This is a genomic window from Nonomuraea sediminis (genome assembly GCF_018531495.1).
In the GTDB taxonomy this organism is placed as follows: domain Bacteria; phylum Actinomycetota; class Actinomycetes; order Streptosporangiales; family Streptosporangiaceae; genus Nonomuraea; species Nonomuraea sediminis.
The window spans coordinates 18,602-33,371 of record NZ_JAHDTI010000005.1 but is presented as its reverse complement, the minus strand read 5'-3'; the positions used below and the strand labels follow the sequence as shown (position 1 = coordinate 33,371).

General features: G+C 71.0%; 20 protein-coding genes. 8 read left to right on the top strand and 12 right to left on the bottom strand.

Annotated features, from left to right (window positions below; translation table 11 throughout):
* Positions 1-21: 21 nt before the first annotated feature.
* The 3 genes from KIK09_RS24685 to KIK09_RS24675 all read right to left on the bottom strand — a co-directional run bounded on the left by KIK09_RS24685 (position 22) and on the right by KIK09_RS24675 (position 2,243).
* Positions 22-762: a DUF6544 family protein gene (locus tag KIK09_RS24685; protein WP_214321715.1), complete on the bottom strand. Its 741-nt coding sequence runs from the start codon at positions 760-762 to the stop codon at positions 22-24.
* Between the two features lie 138 nt (positions 763-900).
* Positions 901-1,413, bottom strand: coding sequence for a flavodoxin family protein (locus tag KIK09_RS24680; protein WP_214321714.1), 513 nt, complete (start codon positions 1,411-1,413; stop codon positions 901-903).
* Between the two features lie 2 nt (positions 1,414-1,415).
* Positions 1,416-2,243, bottom strand: a complete 828-nt coding sequence (locus tag KIK09_RS24675) for a universal stress protein (RefSeq protein WP_214321713.1) — start codon at positions 2,241-2,243, stop codon at positions 1,416-1,418.
* Between the two features lie 170 nt (positions 2,244-2,413).
* Between KIK09_RS24675 and KIK09_RS24670 the strand changes: the two genes are divergently transcribed.
* The 6 genes from KIK09_RS24670 to KIK09_RS24645 all read left to right on the top strand — a co-directional run bounded on the left by KIK09_RS24670 (position 2,414) and on the right by KIK09_RS24645 (position 5,940).
* Positions 2,414-2,683 carry a metal-sensitive transcriptional regulator gene (locus tag KIK09_RS24670; protein ID WP_214321712.1) on the top strand — a complete coding sequence of 90 codons (270 nt, stop codon included), beginning with the start codon at positions 2,414-2,416 and terminating at the stop codon, positions 2,681-2,683.
* Between the two features lie 79 nt (positions 2,684-2,762).
* A complete protein-coding gene (locus KIK09_RS24665; protein WP_214321711.1) occupies positions 2,763-4,100 on the top strand; it encodes an MBL fold metallo-hydrolase in 1,338 nt (445 codons plus the stop codon).
* 33 nt (positions 4,101-4,133) lie between these two features.
* Positions 4,134-4,697: a rhodanese-like domain-containing protein gene (locus KIK09_RS24660; RefSeq protein ID WP_214321710.1), complete on the top strand. Its 564-nt coding sequence runs from the start codon at positions 4,134-4,136 to the stop codon at positions 4,695-4,697.
* A gap of 169 nt (positions 4,698-4,866) precedes the next feature.
* Positions 4,867-5,115, top strand: coding sequence for a PLD nuclease N-terminal domain-containing protein (locus tag KIK09_RS24655; protein WP_214321709.1), 249 nt, complete (start codon positions 4,867-4,869; stop codon positions 5,113-5,115).
* Positions 5,097-5,573 (top strand): CBS domain-containing protein, encoded by a 477-nt coding sequence (locus KIK09_RS24650; RefSeq protein ID WP_214321708.1) that lies wholly within the window; start codon positions 5,097-5,099, stop codon positions 5,571-5,573. The genes KIK09_RS24655 and KIK09_RS24650 overlap by 19 nt, the downstream gene beginning before the upstream one ends.
* Positions 5,574-5,733: 160 nt before the next feature.
* Entirely contained in the window at positions 5,734-5,940 is a 207-nt protein-coding gene (locus KIK09_RS24645) for a DUF1918 domain-containing protein (RefSeq protein WP_214321707.1), read from the top strand.
* A gap of 50 nt (positions 5,941-5,990) precedes the next feature.
* Here the strand turns inward: KIK09_RS24645 and KIK09_RS24640 are convergent, their stop codons facing one another.
* The 3 genes from KIK09_RS24640 to KIK09_RS24630 form a co-directional block, all read right to left on the bottom strand.
* Entirely contained in the window at positions 5,991-6,203 is a 213-nt protein-coding gene (locus KIK09_RS24640) for an adenine nucleotide alpha hydrolase family protein (RefSeq protein WP_214321706.1), read from the bottom strand.
* 69 nt (positions 6,204-6,272) lie between these two features.
* Positions 6,273-6,437 (bottom strand): hypothetical protein, encoded by a 165-nt coding sequence (locus KIK09_RS24635; RefSeq protein ID WP_214321705.1) that lies wholly within the window; start codon positions 6,435-6,437, stop codon positions 6,273-6,275.
* Positions 6,434-7,009, bottom strand: a complete 576-nt coding sequence (locus KIK09_RS24630) for an Rv1733c family protein (RefSeq protein WP_214321704.1) — start codon at positions 7,007-7,009, stop codon at positions 6,434-6,436. The genes KIK09_RS24635 and KIK09_RS24630 overlap by 4 nt, the downstream gene beginning before the upstream one ends.
* A 127-nt stretch (positions 7,010-7,136) precedes the next feature.
* Between KIK09_RS24630 and KIK09_RS24625 the strand changes: the two genes are divergently transcribed.
* Complete coding sequence (locus KIK09_RS24625) at positions 7,137-7,292, top strand: universal stress protein (RefSeq protein ID WP_214321703.1); 156 nt, start codon at positions 7,137-7,139, stop codon at positions 7,290-7,292.
* A 20-nt stretch (positions 7,293-7,312) separates the two neighbouring features.
* Here KIK09_RS24625 and KIK09_RS24620 read toward each other — a convergent pair whose 3' ends face one another.
* The 5 genes from KIK09_RS24620 to KIK09_RS24600 all read right to left on the bottom strand — a co-directional run bounded on the left by KIK09_RS24620 (position 7,313) and on the right by KIK09_RS24600 (position 12,566).
* On the bottom strand, positions 7,313-8,194 hold the full coding sequence (locus tag KIK09_RS24620) for an amino acid kinase family protein (protein ID WP_214321702.1): 882 nt from the start codon (positions 8,192-8,194) through the stop codon (positions 7,313-7,315).
* The gene (gene argF, locus KIK09_RS24615; RefSeq protein WP_214321701.1) at positions 8,191-9,096 is read right to left on the bottom strand and encodes an ornithine carbamoyltransferase; all 906 of its coding nucleotides are present in this window, start codon (positions 9,094-9,096) and stop codon (positions 8,191-8,193) included. Before argF ends, KIK09_RS24620 begins: the two co-directional genes overlap by 4 nt.
* Positions 9,096-10,262 (bottom strand): arginine deiminase, encoded by a 1,167-nt coding sequence (locus tag KIK09_RS24610; protein WP_214321700.1) that lies wholly within the window; start codon positions 10,260-10,262, stop codon positions 9,096-9,098. The genes argF and KIK09_RS24610 overlap by 1 nt, the downstream gene beginning before the upstream one ends.
* Positions 10,259-11,608: an amino acid permease gene (locus tag KIK09_RS24605; protein ID WP_214321699.1), complete on the bottom strand. Its 1,350-nt coding sequence runs from the start codon at positions 11,606-11,608 to the stop codon at positions 10,259-10,261. Before KIK09_RS24605 ends, KIK09_RS24610 begins: the two co-directional genes overlap by 4 nt.
* Positions 11,609-11,708: 100 nt before the next feature.
* Positions 11,709-12,566 carry a universal stress protein gene (locus tag KIK09_RS24600; protein ID WP_214321698.1) on the bottom strand — a complete coding sequence of 286 codons (858 nt, stop codon included), beginning with the start codon at positions 12,564-12,566 and terminating at the stop codon, positions 11,709-11,711.
* Positions 12,567-12,723: 157 nt separating this feature from the next.
* Between KIK09_RS24600 and KIK09_RS24595 the strand changes: the two genes are divergently transcribed.
* The gene (locus KIK09_RS24595) at positions 12,724-14,352 is read left to right on the top strand and encodes a sensor histidine kinase (protein ID WP_214321697.1); all 1,629 of its coding nucleotides are present in this window, start codon (positions 12,724-12,726) and stop codon (positions 14,350-14,352) included.
* Here KIK09_RS24595 and KIK09_RS24590 read toward each other — a convergent pair.
* Positions 14,330-14,749 (bottom strand): pyridoxamine 5'-phosphate oxidase family protein, encoded by a 420-nt coding sequence (locus KIK09_RS24590; RefSeq protein ID WP_214322143.1) that lies wholly within the window; start codon positions 14,747-14,749, stop codon positions 14,330-14,332. The two genes, KIK09_RS24595 and KIK09_RS24590, sit on opposite strands and share 23 nt — an antisense overlap.
* Positions 14,750-14,770 lie beyond the last annotated feature (21 nt).

Sequence of the window (14,770 nt, the reverse complement as noted above, 5' to 3'; positions counted from 1 at the left end):
AAAGGACTTTGGTCTCTGCTCTCATCGGAAGATCGCGTCGTCCACGGTGAAGGTGATGAAGTCCTGGCCGTCCCACGCTCCGCGAAGGTCGGTGGGGATGGTGAACCCGTCGAAGGTGTCCTCGGCCCGGCACTCCACGGTGAAGTCATGGGTGGTGTACGGCCGGCCGCCGGGGTTGCCCCAGCGTCGCATGCTCACCCGGCGCAGCTCGCCACCGGGCCCGATGGAAAGAGTGATCTCCCGGCCGCCCAGGCAGGCGAGCGCCGTACGGTCGTCCGGGGCCTTCCAGGTGATCGACGGATCGAGGGCCGCCGCGGGCGCCATGACGAACTCGCAGGCCAGCCTGTCCGCGGCGCTCCTGGTCACGTCGGGGCCCGTACCGGACATGACGGGGAGCAGGTCGAGCACCCGCCAGCGCATCTCGCCCACGCCGTCGTGGTAGCGGTCGAAGCCGTGCACCGGCAGGATTCCCAGGTAGGCATCGGCCGCCCAGACGAAGCCGCGCAGCGGCGCGAGGACCTGGTCGGCGGTGAAGTCGCGCCACTGGCCGAGCCGGATGCGCCCGTGCGTGTGGAGGACGACGGCCTTCCGCAGCGGTGTGCCGGGGCTGATGGCATGCAGGATCCAGGCGCGCGCGGGCTCGGGAAGCCGATCGGTTACGGCAGGGTCGAACAGCGGCGGATCGGGCGTCTCCGCCTGGAGCACGTCCCAGTCGGCGAACGCGGTATCCGTCAGGTGCGGGGGAGCTGCGACGAACGTCATGACTTCGACGATCGCGCACGGGCCCGGACGCACCTAGGGACTTTAGGCCCGGGCATGGGGGACGTTCGCTGGTACTGCCGAAGGCGGCGGACAGCGGTCCTCGATCGGCGGAACCTTCCGGCGCTGCCGTACAGGACGTCAGGCCAGGAGCTCAGGGGTGCGGAAGGTGGCGCCGAGCTGCTCGCCCCAGGAACGGGCACGTTCGAGTTCGCCGTCGATGAGCGGCCCGGTCGTGCCGGTGACGTAGAAGCTCTGCGTCGGCCCGGCGATCGCGGCGCCCAGCCGGTGCAGCTGCTTGGCGGCGGCGCGGGCCGCCGACCCGGGCATGTGCCGTACCCGGGTGTCGAAGGCGACCGCTTGGACCGGGCCCACGTATGCCGACTCCAGCCACTCGCGGATGCCGATGCCGGGCGAGACCAGCGGCTGAGTCGCCTGCTGCGCGGCCGAGGCCCTGGTGGAGGGCCTGGTCATGGAGAAGGCGTGGGTCGGCCCGCCGACCACCAGCAGGCCGGCGTCGCCGTCGACGGCGGCGGGAGCCTGTCCCACCTCGACGGCTTCGGCTTGCAGATGGGACGACAGCCCCTCCGCCACGGCTTCGGCCACCCGCCGGGTGTTGCCGAACATCGACTCGTAGATCACCAGCGCGCGCATGTTCAACCCTTCCTCGGACGGACGACCGCGACCGGCCCCTCGACGTGGTGCAGAACCCCGTGGCTGACCGAGCCGAGCACCGCCGAGGCGAAGCCGCCCAGCCCGCGCGAGCCGACCACGACGAGGTCGGCCGTCCGCGACGCCTTGATCAGCGCCGAGACCGGGTGGTCGCACACCTCGTCGTCGATCACCTGGATGTCCTGGTACTTCTCGCGCCACGGCGTCAGCGCCTCGCGCATCGCCGCGGTCTCGGTCTTGAACACCGAGGCCACGTAGCCGCCGTAGCCCACGGCGTACGGCGAGGCCGGCGGCGCCTGCCACGCGTAGACCGCGCGCAGCCGCGCTCCGCGGGCGCGGGCCTGCTCGAAGGCGTACTCGGCGGCGGCCTGCGCGGGACGCGAGCCGTCGAAGCCGAGCACCACCTCGCCGTGCTCGACGGGATCGGTGCCGCGCACGACCACCACGGGTCCCGTCGCGTGCCCGGCGACCAGCAGGCTGACCGATCCGACGACCAGCCCGGCGAACCCGCCGAGGCCGCGGCTGCCCAGCACGATGCTGTCGGCCCGCGCGGATTCCGCGACGAGCGTCTCGACGGGATGCCCGGGCATCAGCGCGGACGCGATCTCGGACTCCGGCAGGATCACGCGAGCCCGGTCCACCGCCGCGGCCAGCGCTTTCTCGCAGTACTCCGTCTCGGCGGTCGCCACCTGCTCGCACACATGGACGACCTTCAGCGTGCGGCCTCTGCGCCGCGCGTCCGTCGCCGCCCAGTCGACTGCGGCTTGGGAGGCCTCGGATCCGTCCACGGCCACCACGATCTGCTCGTTCATACCTCCAGCGTCGGGTTTTCCGCCCGTGAGGTCTGGAGGCAGAAGTCCCTAATGCATGGGGTCCTTCGTCCCTGAACAGGCTCGACGGCCGGCTGCACGAGCGAGCTCACCCCGCTGGAGTTGGCCGCCCGGATTCGCTTTTCGTATACCCCTGGGGGTACTTTGGGGGCATGGAGCTGAACGAGGGCATGGTGGGTGACGCGCTGACCCGGCTCAAGCGGGCGCACGGCCAGCTGGCCGGGGTCATCGCGATGATCGAGGCGGGAGAGGACTGTACGAAGGTCCTCACGCAGCTCGCCGCCGTCTCCAAGGCCCTGGACCGGGCCGGGTTCAAGATTGTCGCGACCGGTCTGCGGCACTGCCAGGACGCGCAGCGGCAGGGCGACGAGCCACCCATGAGCGTCGCCGAGCTGGAGAAGCTCTTCCTGGCCCTCGCCTGAGACCAGCGGCCACGGAGCGACCGTGGCCGCACCTTTTTGACTCACGGATACCCCCAGGGGTATGGAATGGAGGAGTGGGATGGACGTCACGTCGTTCCGGACGCCCGGCCTGGGCGACCAGACCTACCTGCTGACCCACGAGGGCCAGGGGGTGCTCGTCGATCCGCAGCGGGACATCGGCCGCTTCCTGGACGCCGCGGCGGAGGGGGACGTCGAGCTGCGGTTCGTGCTGGAGACGCATCTGCACAACGACTACGTCTCCGGCGGTGAGCAGGCCGCGTTGCGCACCGGCGCCGAACTGGTGCTGCCCGCCGCCGCGGCCCCCGCCTACCGGCACACACCCGCCTTCCACCTGGAGGACATCGAAGGCGGCGCAGGGCTGACCATCCGGCCCGTCCACACGCCCGGCCACACCCCCGAACACACCAGCTACCTGGTGCTCATCGATGGCCGGCCTGTCGCCCTGTTCTCCGGCGGCAGCCTGCTGGTCGCCTCAGCCGGACGGCCCGACCTGCTCGGCCTCCGGCGAGCCCGCTCCTTGGCCCGCCTCCAGCACCTCTCGCTGCGCCGCTTGGCGGCGCTGCCGCCCGGCGTCGCCCTGTATCCCACACACGGCGAGGGCTCCTTCTGCACCGCCACCGGCGCCGGCCGCCTGACCTCCACCATCGGGACGGAGCTGACGGACAACCCGCTGCTGGCCATCGGCGACGCGGAGGCGTTCGCCGACGCGCTCCTGGCCGCTCCCATGCCTGTCCCGGCCTTCTACCGGCACATGGGCCCCGCCAACACGCTCGGCGTGCCGCCGATGCCCCCGGTTCGCGTGCCCGAACTCGACGCCGTACCGGAGGACACCCACATCGTCGACATCCGCCCGCGCCAGGCGCAGGCGCGCGGCATGCTGCCCGGCTCGCTCGGCATCGAATCGGCCGACGACTTCGGTAGCTGGACCGGCTGGCTGCTTCCCTACGCCGAGCCGATCACGCTGGTCGCCGAACCCGGCCAGGACGTCGCCGAGGCCGTCACCCAGCTCGCCCGGATCGGCATCGACACCGTCCTGGGCGTCGTCCGTGACCTCGGCGAGACGGCCACCCAGACGTACGAACTGCTGGAACTGGACGCCTTCGTCGAACGCCTGACCCAGCCGGACGCCCAGCTGCTGGACGTGCGCATGCCCAGCGAGCTGGAGCAGGCCCGGCTGGCGAACGCCGTCGAGCGCTTCCTGCCCGACCTGGTCACCCAGGGTGTCCCCGCCGAGCTCGATCCGGAGCGTCCCGTGCTCGTCGTGTGCGGCTCAGGCCGCCGCGCGAGCATCGCCGCCGGACTTCTGGCCCGCGAGGGCTACCGGCCGATCGCGCTCACCGGCGCAGGCGTCCCCGAGGTGGTCACCGCGCTACGCCGCACGCGCGACGCCGCCTGATCCCTTCGCAAGAACGAACTGGAGAACCCCTTCGTGTCCCGCATCGACGCCGCCTCCGCCCGCTCGCTGATCGCCGCCAACCCCGAGGTCCTCGTCGTGGACGTCCGCACCCCGTCCGAGTTCGAGTCCGCGCACATCGACGGCGCCATCAACCTGCCCCTCGACCAGGTGAACACCCACCTGCGGCGCATCGTCACCGACGCGGGCGGCCGCGTGCTGCTCATCTGCCAGTCCGGCATCCGCGCCGAACGCGCCCGGGCGGCACTGAGCGAGGCCGGGCTCACCGACGTCGCCGTCCTGGACGGCGGCATGAACGCCTGGAACGCCATCGGCGCGCCCGTCAATCGCGGACAGGCACGCTGGGCGCTGGAGCGGCAGGTCCGGCTCGTCGCCGGAAGCCTCGTGCTCGCCTCGGTCGTGGCGACCCTCTGGGTCCCCGCCGCGGTGCTCGTCGCCGCGATCATCGGCGCGGGCCTGACGTTCGCGGCGCTCACCGACACCTGTGCCATGGGCCTGCTGCTGTCCAGGCTGCCCTACAACCGCGCCGGCGGTGTGGACGTCGAGACAGCCCTCACCCGCCTACGCAAGACCGCATGACCTCTCCATACCCCCGGAGGTATTGAACCCTCGCCGCCGCCGTCCTGACCGCCGGTCCTGGTCGGCTCGACCGGAGGCGAAGGTCCCTTTCTGATGGACTTCCGGCCCTACCGGGGTCTGCCGTCCGGGCCGGACACTGAGACGCTGAGGAGCAGGAAAGGAGCCGGACATGCGACAGCGCCGACGATGGCGGGATCTCACGCAGCGCCAGCAAGCCGCCATCCTGGTGATGGCGTCGATCGAATGGGCGCTCACCGCGACCGCGGCGGTGGACCTGTGGTTCCGCCCACGGGACGCCGTCCGTGGACGCAAGAGCCTGTGGTGGCCCGCCCTGCTCGTCCAGCCTGTCGGGCCGATCGCCTACCTGCTGATGGGCCGCCGCACCGAAGGGAGGACATCATGCGCGTCGAGGACCTGACCGCCGGGCAGGTGATGAGCCGGGTGCTGGTGGTCGTCGAACCCGAGGAGTCCGTGCTGATGGCATGGGAGCTGATGCGCCGTGCCTGCGTGCACCACCTGCCGGTCAGCCGGCGCGGGCGCCTGCTGGGCGTCCTGACCCGCGAGGACGTGGCGGCGGCCTGGCAGGGCGGTCCGGACGCGCAGTCGCGGTACCAGGTCAAGTCCCTGGTCGCCGGCCGCCGTACCCCGCATGTCCAGCCCTCCGATCCGATGTCGAAGGTGGCGGCGGCGATGCTCGACGCCCAGGCCGACGCCGTCCCCGTCATGGCGGACAGCAGGATCGTCGGGTTGATCACCACCACGGACCTGCTGGAGGCGATCGCCGGCCGTACCTCTCCCCGGGAGGAGCACGGCGAGATCGTGACCGGCATGTTCCGTATCGAGCCGGTCATCCCGTCGATGGTCACGGGCACCTGAGGTCCAACGGCCCTACCCCCTGACCCTCCGGGCGCGCAGCTTGGAGGTGAGACAGAGGGGGGCTGACCTGGAGAGACGCGGTGGTGACAGCCGGCGCGGCGGCGATCGCGCCGGCACGCCGTGGTCCCCGGGCAGGACGAGCCGCTGATAGGAGATGATGATGAAAGCAGCACCGGGCGACACGCTGATCGTCGAGGGCAGGCGCGGCGGAGACTCGCGCAGGATGGGGCTCATCGTCGGAGTGGACCACGCCGACGGCACCCCGCCCTACCGGGTGCGCTGGGAGGACAGCGCACACGAGAGCCTCGTCTTCCCCGGCCCGGACGCCCACGTCGTCCACGCCGCTGAGCACGGCGCGCGGCTCTAGCCGGCGACGGGCACGTGATCCGGCCGTTATCTGGGGTTGTCAGGCGACCTTTAGGGGCGGCGTACCACGGCCATGGGGCAGTGGGCGTGGTGGAGAACGCCGCGCCCCACCGAGCCCGGTGACATCGAGCCGCCGAGCACGAGCAGGGCCGCGGTCCGCGAAGCTTCCGACAGGGCGGTCACGGCGTCGATGCTGGTGAGATCGTCGATGACAGTCACATCGGGATGCATTGCGCGACCGACCGCCAGCTTGTCGAGCAGCACATTGTGCTCCTCGCGGTGAGTTCTGTCCGGGTCGAACGGTCCCGCGCACGTGGCTCGCGACGCCCAGGCTCACGGACCCGAGCAGGACGCCCTTGATCGCGCCAGGCCGCGGGACCCGACCACCACGTGCACGGATCGTTCCCCGGCAGCGCACAGTATCGCCACGGCCGCCCAGCCGACGGCGATCGTGGCCACCGGTGAGCCGTCGGTGCCGACGAAGATGGTGTCGTTCATTCTGATCTCCTTCGCCGCCAGGGCTCGTTCTCGAGCAGCCAGGCCTTCTCCCACCGAGCGGACCGCCGCCGGTCCAGCCCCCACCTGACCCCCGCGAACAGCAGGCCCAGGAGCGCGGCCGTACCCATCAGCACGAGCAGCGTCGAGCTGACGCCGTACAACCAGCTCTCGGATGGGCTGGGCGGGGGAGTGACGGGTGAGCCGGTGGCGTCGATCCACACCCGAACCCTGTCGCCCTTGACCGCGAACGCGGGCACGACCACCTGCCCGGTGCGCTGCCTGCCGTCCGGGGTCGTCCATGTCGCCGGGGCCGTGGCGCGCATCGCCGTCTCTTCGGAGTACATGGGCGGGGTGCGCACGTCCGCCAGGACGGTCGCGATCACTTGGTGCTCGCCGGCCGGGACACGCCGATGAGCGTCGGCGGCCATCCTCCCTACGACGATCGACGGCCAGATGCTGATCAGGAACAGCGCGATGGCCATCGCCATCGCCAAGGCCTCCAGCCGATCGGAGGTGCGGCGCAGGGGGTTGCCATCCGGCCGGTAGTACCGGAGGCGGAGCATTGATCTCATCGCACGACCTCCCCCCTGTCAGTCCACGTCACCACACACGGGGGACGGCAGGCAGCGGCCGAAGGTCCCCAAAAGCAGGTACCGAAGGCCTCTGCCGCTCCAGCGGACAGTCCAAGACGGTGGAGGCATGAGGATCCTGGTGGGAGTGGAGGGCACCGCCGCTTCCGAACCGGCCCTGCTGTGGGCCGCTTCGGAAGCGGATCGGTGCGGCGCGACGTTGACGATCGTGCACGCCTGGGGCACCGAACCCGTCCCGGAGCTGACCCTGGCGGGCCGGATCTGACGCTTCTCAGCTCGGGCGACCTAGGTCACCCATGTTCCGCTGTCGCCCCGCAGCACCGTCGTCATCTCGCTCAGCGCGCCTATCACCGCGGTGCGTCCGGTGTTGCGGGTGAACCCGCACACCGCCTCGATCTTCGGTCGCATCGAGCCGGCCGCGAAGTCGCCCGCGGCCAGCTCCCCGGGGCTCGTTCGCAGGATCGGGCGCTGGGTGGGCGTGCCGTAGCCGCTGAACACATAGGGCACGTCGGTCAGTATGGCCAGCAGGTCGGCCTGGACCCGCTCGGCCAGCAGCGCCGCGACCAGGTCCTTGTCCACGACCCCTTCCACTCCTGTCAGGTCGCCGGTGACGGGGGCTCCGCCACCGCCACCTGCTATCACCACGCAGCCGTCGCTCATGAGCCTGGTGATGACGGGTAGTTCGACGACCTCGACCGGCCGCGGGGAGGGGACGACGCGCCGCATGCCGTACCGCTCATCGGAGAAGGTCCAGCCGCGCTCGCGCGTCAGCCGCTCGGCCTCGACGGGCGGGTAGTAGGGGCCGATGGGCTTGACGGGAGGTCCCAGGTCGGGATCCACGCGGACCTGCGTGACCAGCGCGGCGACCGGCGTGCCGGGCAGGCGGCGGCCGATGCTCTGCGCCAGCCAGTAGCCGATCATGCCCTGGGTCTCGGCCACGAGGGTGTCCAGGGGGTAGCCGCGCTCCAGCGTCGGGTCGCGTTCGCTCTCCTCGGCCAGCAGTCCCACCTGCGGGCCGTTGCCGTGCACGAGAAGGATCTGGTGCTGCGCGGCGACCTCGGCGATCTGGTCGGCGGCGGCGGCCACGTTGCGCAACTGCGTCGCGGCGTCGGCACGCTCGCCGCGACGCAGCAGGGCATTGCCGCCGAGCGCCAGCACGATCCTCACAGCAGAGCCTCCAGTACGGCCTGCACCGTCGGCAGCCGATTGGCGGCCTGACGGAACACCCGGGACCGCGGCCCGTCGATCACCTCCGCGGTGACCTCCTCGCCACGATGGGCAGGCAGGCAGTGCAGGAAGATCGCGTCAGGCCCGGCCGCGCTCATCAGCTCGGCTGTGACCCGGTACGGGCTCAGCGCGGCGACCCGAGCAGCCTTCTCCTCCGGCGGGTCGCCCATGGACAACCACACATCGGTGTAGACGGCGTCCGCGCCCTCGACCGCCTCGAGCGGGTCACCGGTGAGCAGCAGGTCCCCGCCGGTGGACAGCTTCCTGGTCGTCGCCTCCACAGCGGGATCAGGCGCGTAGGCAGGGGGAGTGGCCACGGCGATCGAGAGCCCGGCCGGCGCGGCGGCCTCCATCAGACTGTGCGTGACATTGGTGGCCGCCCCCACGTAGGCGATCTTGCGTCCGCGAAGGTCACCGACGTGCTCGCGCAGCGTCATCAGGTCCGCCAGCGCCTGGAGCGGATGGTGGCCGTCGGTGAGGGCGTTGATCACCGGGACCTGCGCGGCACTGGCGAAGGTCCGCACGTCCTGGTCGGCGAACGTGCGGATGATCACGGCCGCCGTGTAGGAGGAGATGACCCGGGCGGTGTCCTCGATCGTCTCGCCCCGACCGAGCTGCAGCTCGGCGGGACCGACGGCGACCGGGGTCCCGCCGAGTCGCGCAACGGCGGTCTCGGAGGAGATCCTGGTCCTGGTGGAGGGCTTGGCGAAGTAGAGCAGGACGGTCCTGCCGCGCAACAGGTCGTGCGCGGCGAGAGGGTGCCGCATGAACTCCTCGGCGCGGCGGAGAAGGTCGGCGAGGTCTTCGGGGGACAGATCGGCGACACGCAGCAGGTCTTTCATCAAGGGCCTCTCTCGATGGGGCAGCTCATGCACCGAGGGCCGCCGCGACCGCGGCCGAGCTCGGCGCCGGCGATGGTGATGACCTCGATGCCGTGCTTGCGCAGCATCGTGTTGGTGGTGACGTTGCGCTCGTAGGCGACGACCACGCCGGGGGCGATGGCCAGCACGTTGGTGCCGTCGTCCCACTGCTCGCGCTCGGCCGCCCACACGTCCTGCTCCGCGCGCAGCACGCGGGTCGCGCCGAGCGCCTTGAACAGGTCGTCGTTCTCATGCACCCGCAGGCCGGGGGTGAGGATGAACGAGCGCAGTGGCGGCAGCTCCGGGTAGACCACGAAGACGCCCCGGTCCACCGTCGTCATGACGGTGTCCAGGTGCATGAACGCCCGCTTCTTCGGCAGCATCGCGACGATGACGCGGTCGGCCGCCCCGGCCTCGAACAGGCGGCGCGCCAGCAGCTCGATGGCCTGCGGGGTGGTGCGTTCGCTCATGCCGACCAGGACCGCGCCGTCGCCGACGACGTGGATGTCGCCGCCCTCGATGCTGGCCGAGGCATCCGCCGGATACCAGACCGGCGCCTGCCCGGCGAACATCGGATGGAAGGCGTACACGGCCGCCACGTGCGTGGTCTCCCTGCGGCGGGCCGGCTTGGCCATGGGATGGAGCGACACCCCGCCGTAGATCCAGGCGGAGGCGTCGCGGGTGAAAAGGTGGTTGGGCAGCGGCGGCAGGACGAAGCCGTCCTCCTCCAGCCCGGCCAGGCGCAGGCTGTCCACCGTGAGGCCGAGTTCGCGCTTGGACAGCCCGCCGATGAGATGCCGGGCCAGCGTGTCCGCGGGCATGGCGTCCAGCGCCTCGCGCAGCGGCCCGGCCAGCGTGGGGCCGAACGCGGGTTCGGTGACGACCCGGTCAAGCACCCACGCCCGTGCCCGGTCCAGCTTGAGCGTCTCGGTGAGCAACTCGTCGAAGAGGTGTACGGTCACCCCGCGCTCGCGCAGGGCATCGGCGAACGCGTCGTGTTCCTGACGGGCCCGCGTGACCCAGAGCACGTCGTCGAAGAGCAGGTCGTCGCAGTTGGTGGGGGTGAGCCTCTTCAGCTCCAGCCCGGGGCGGTGCAGGATGACCTGCCGAAGCGGACCCACCTCGCTGTCCACGTGGAGCACGCTCATGCCGCCTGCCTTTCGATCTCGGCCGCGGGGCGGCGGTCGCGGTACTTCAGCCACACGTACACCGGCACCCCGGCGAGCATGAGCAGCGTGCCCTTGTACACCACCTCATAGCCGGAGCCCGCGATGGTCCACAGGGCGTAGGCGAAGGCCAGCCCGGCGATGGTGAGGCTGGTGGCCAGCCGCTTGCCGGAGAAGCGCTCGCTGTCTGTGAGGGCCAGCATCAGCTGCGCCGCCGCCGAGTACGCGTAGGGGATGAGGGTGGTGAGCGTGGCCAGCAGGATCACGAAGTTGAACTGCTCGACCAGCCCGGCGTTGTAGTTGAGCACCATCAGCGCGGTGACCAGCACGCTGGAGACGACCAGGCCGACGGCCGGCGTGCCCCAGCGGGACAGCTTGGCGAACACGCGCGGGAACAGCCCGTCCCGGGCCGCGGCGAGCGCCACCTGGCCCTGCAGCATGATCCAGCCGTTGAGCGCGCCGAAGGCGCTGAGGATCGCGCCGATCGCGACCAGGACGCCCGCCCAGTGGCCGAACATGGCCTCGGCGGCGTCCGCGAAGGGCGCGGTGGACTTGCCCAGCACGTCGCGCGGCACCGAGGCGAAGACGGCGACAGTGCCCAGGACGTACACGGTAGCGGTGACGACCGTGCCGATGATCGTGGCGCGGGGGATCGTCCTTTCCGGGTCGTCGACGTCTTCCGCGGGCACGGTGGCCGACTCGATCCCGATGAAGGCCCACAGCGTCAGCGCGGCCGCCGCCGAGACGGCTCCGAAGGTGCCCTGACCGCTGGGGTTGAACGGGGTGAAGTCGGTGGCGTCGATGAAGAACGGCGCGGCCACCGCCAGGCCCACCAGCGGAAGCAGCTTGGCCACGGTGGTGATCACCTGGACCCAGCCGCCCTGGCGGACGCCGCGGACGTTGACCGCGGTCAGCAGCCAGATGGCGGCCAGTGCCAGGCCGGAGGCCGTCAGCGCGGTGCCGGACACCGAGGGCCAGAAGTAGCCGAGGTAGCTGACGAACGCCACGGCGATCGCGGCGTTGCCGACCCAGACCGCGATCCAGTAGCCCCAGGCGGTCTGGAAGCCGATGAAGTCGCCGAAAGCCTGACGGGCGTAGGCGTACGGCCCGCCGGTCCTGGGGTAGGCCCGGCCCAGGCGGGCGAACACCAGCGCGAGCAGCAGCGCCCCGGTGGCGGTCAGCGCCCAGGCCACCAGGCTCGCGCTGCCGAAGGCGGCCAGGGAGGCGGGCAGCAGGAACACACCGGAGCCGATCATGTTCCCGACTACCAGCGCGGTCGCCATCCAGGGGCCCAGCTTCCTGCGGCTGGGTAGTTGAGTGACGGACATGGGGGATCCCTCTTTCTCACTGGTGATCTCGTCCAGCACACCAGCCCCGCCAGTCCTCGCACCGAGGCGAAGGACACCGATGTGATGGGACTTTCGGCCCTTACTCCTGACCCGCGGGGCGTGGCCGCACGACCGCTACCGGGCAGGCCGCGTGGTGCAGCACGGCGTGGCTGACGGAGCCCAGCACCGCCGAGGCGAAGCCGCCCAGCCCGCGCGAGCCGACCACCACCAGGTCCGCCGATTGCGACGCCCTGCTCAGCATGTACGCGGGATGGCCGCACACCACGTCCTCCACGACCGGCACGTCCGGGTACTTGCCCGGCCACGGCGCCAGCCGCTCCCGCGCCTGCTCCACCTCGCCCTGCTCGATGCTCCGGATGGTGTCGGCCATCCCGAAGGCGTACGGCCCGGTGACCGGCATCCGCCAGGCGTACATCACCCGCAGGCGCGCCTTGCGCGCCCGGGCCTGCTGGAAGGCGTACTCCAGGGCAGCCTCCGACGCCGGGGAACCGTCGAACCCGGCCACCACCTCACCGTGAGCGGCTTCAGCCGAGCCGCGCACGATCACGACCGGGCCGGGCGCGTGCCCGGCGACGCCCAGGCCGGCCGACCCGACGAGCAGGCCGGTGAAGCCGCCCAGGCCCCGGCTGCCGAGCACGACGCAGTCCGCGTCGCCTGCCTCGGCGATGAGCTCCTCGACGACGTTGCCGGTCGTCGGCTCCGTGGTGATCCGCAGACCGGGCGCGCGCTCCCGAGCCCGTTCGGCGGCAGCCGCGACAACTGTCTCGCCGTGGTCGCGCTGCCGCTCGACCACCTCGTCAGGCAGCAGGCTGAACTTCTCGCACACGTGCACGACTCGCAGCGGAAGCCCGCGGCGGCACGCGTCGTCCGCTGCCCAGGACACGGCTACGGCCGCGGATTCGGACCCGTCGACGGCGACCACGATCGGCTTGACCATCACGATTCCCCTTCGTTCCGGAAATTTCACCTCTAGCCTGGGGATTTGTCCCGGGCCGTGTCTGGAGGCGTTGGTCACCTTTCGAGAGGGACGTTCGGCCTCCAACCCACCGGCGCGGAGCTTTACCAATCGGCAGCGTGAGGGAGAAACTGCGGGTATGACCGACAGATCAGTCATGCCGTCCATGCGGCTGGACGAGTTGCTGTCCGAGCTCCAGGTTCGGCTGAACGCGGTTCTGGCGACGCGTGATCGCGTGCACGCACTGCTGGACGCCGTGGTGTCGGTGGGCAGCGATCTGGATCTCGAGACAGTGCTGCGGCGGATCGTGGAGACGGCCACCAATCTGGTGGACGCCAGCTATGGCGCGATGGGGGTGGTCGGCCAGGGCAGCACGCTGATCGAGTTCATCCCCGTGGGATTGAGCGAGGAGGAGATCGCCAAGATCGAGCACTGGCCGCACGGGCTCGGCCTGCTCGGACTGCTGATCAAGGACGCGCGGCCGTTGCGGCTTGCGCGGATCTCCGACCATCCCGAGTCGTACGGTTTCCCGCCAGGTCACCCGCCGATGGGAACGTTCCTGGGTGTTCCGGTCCGGGTGCGCGACGAGGTCTTTGGCAACCTGTACCTGACCGAGAAGCGCGGCGGGAGCGAGTTCGACGAGGAGGACGAGGCGGTCGTCATCGCACTGGCCACCGCGGCCGGCGTGGCGGTGGAGAACGCGCGGCTGTATGAGCAGACACGGCGGCGGGAGAGGTGGCTGGAGGCCTCGTCGCAGATCACCACCAGCCTGCTGTCAGGCGCCGACCGGCACGACGTGCTGACCGCGCTGACGGAGAGCGCGAAGGAGATGACGGACGCCGACCTGGTCGAGCTGATGCTGCCTGCCGAGGGCGGGACCAGGCTGGTGGTGGAGATCGCCGAAGGAACTCATGCGGACAAGACGCTCGGCAGCTCCTGCGCGGTGGACTGCACGCCGGCGGGGGAGGTGCTGACCCGGGGCGAGTCTCTGACCGAGGGCGACATGCGGCTGCTGGTGCCGCTGGGCACACAGCCGCCCGTGCGGGGGGTCCTGGTGCTGACCAAGCGGTCGGGTCGCCTGCCGTTCAGCAGCGCCGACGTGCGGATGGTGGAGGCGTTCGCGGGGCAGGCGGCGATCGCGCTGGAACTGGCCGAGGCGCGCCGCGACGCCGAGCGGCTGGGCCTGCTCGAAGACCGCGACCGGATCGCCAAGGACCTGCACGACGTGGTCATCCAGCGCCTGTTCGCGGTGGCCATGACGCTGATGGGCGCCCTCAGGCTCGTGGAGCGGCCCGAGGCGAGCAGCCGCGTCCAGCACGCGATCGACGAACTGGACGAGACGATCCGCCAGATCCGCTCCAGCATCTTCGCCCTGCAGGGACCCTCGGAGGACGGATTGCGCGGGCAGATCCTGGAGCTGGTCGAGAGCGCCCGCGCGCATCTGGGCTTCCTCCCCGGACTCCGGCTGGAGGGGCACCTCGACAGCGGCGTGCCGGACCCGGTCGCCGGGCAACTGCTGGCCGTGCTGCGCGAGGCCCTGTCCAATCTGGTACGGCATGCCAAGGCGAGCTCGGCCGACATCCTGGTCGAGGCGGCCGACGGCCGGTTGGTCCTGGTCGTGAGCGACAACGGTGTCGGGATCAAGCCTGACGGGCGGCGCAGCGGGCTGGCCAACCTGGACGAACGGGCGAAACGGCTCGGCGGCACGTTCACGGTCGAGTCGCCCGAAGGGGGCGGGACCCGGCTCAGTTGGTCGGTTCCGCTGTGATCCGGCGCCCCGACACCTGTTCGGCGTCCACCACGATGTAGTGGTCGCGGCTGCCCGGCGCCCACGGCAACAGGGGGAGCCGGGCCAGGCGAGCCATCTCCTCGGGGTCGTCCACGGCGCGGGCGTGCCCGACCGCGGTCACCGACCAGCCGGTGCGCATGCCGGGATCGAACTCGTCGGCCTCGAAGGCGACCACGGTCCGCTGGGTGGCCGCGGCCAGCTTGGAGCCGACGGAGGTGCGGATCACGATCTGCTCGCCGTACAGGTGGAAGTTGACCGGCTGGACCGCGGGGAGAGCGCGGTCGGTGAAGACGATCCGGCCGATCAAAGCCGTGCAGAGGAGATCCAGGCACTCCTGGCGGGAGAGTACCTGCAGGCCTGATGCGTCCAGTTGCATAACGTCCAGCATCATGAGGAC